Source organism: Alkalihalophilus lindianensis, from assembly GCF_032843265.1.
GTDB lineage: Bacteria > Bacillota > Bacilli > Bacillales > Bacillaceae_D > Alkalihalophilus > Alkalihalophilus lindianensis.
Genome location: NZ_JAWJBA010000958.1, coordinates 1 through 240, shown reverse-complemented (window position 1 = coordinate 240; position 240 = coordinate 1). Strand labels below are relative to the sequence as shown.

The following is a 240-nucleotide window of genomic DNA, read 5'->3' as shown; positions in this document are numbered from 1 at the left end:
GCTCGCCCGAGCTGCGCCATTGCGCCTCCAGGGCGTCGAACTCCACCTTCAGCACCACCACGCCCAGGGGGCGGCCGTCGGCGGCGTCCAGCCGGCGCGACAGATAAAGGCCGGGGCGGCCGCTGCGTGTGCCCAGGGCGTAGAACTCGCCCAGACCGTCGCGCATGGCGTTGATGAAATAGGGCCGAAAATCATAACGGACGCCGACGAAACTCGTGGGGGCGCGCCAGTTGCTGGACG

General features: G+C 69.2%; 1 protein-coding gene. It reads right to left on the bottom strand.

The window, feature by feature from the left end:
- Positions 1-240: PDC sensor domain-containing protein (locus RYX56_RS26825; protein ID WP_500660717.1), on the bottom strand; the 240-nt coding region annotated here is incomplete at both ends.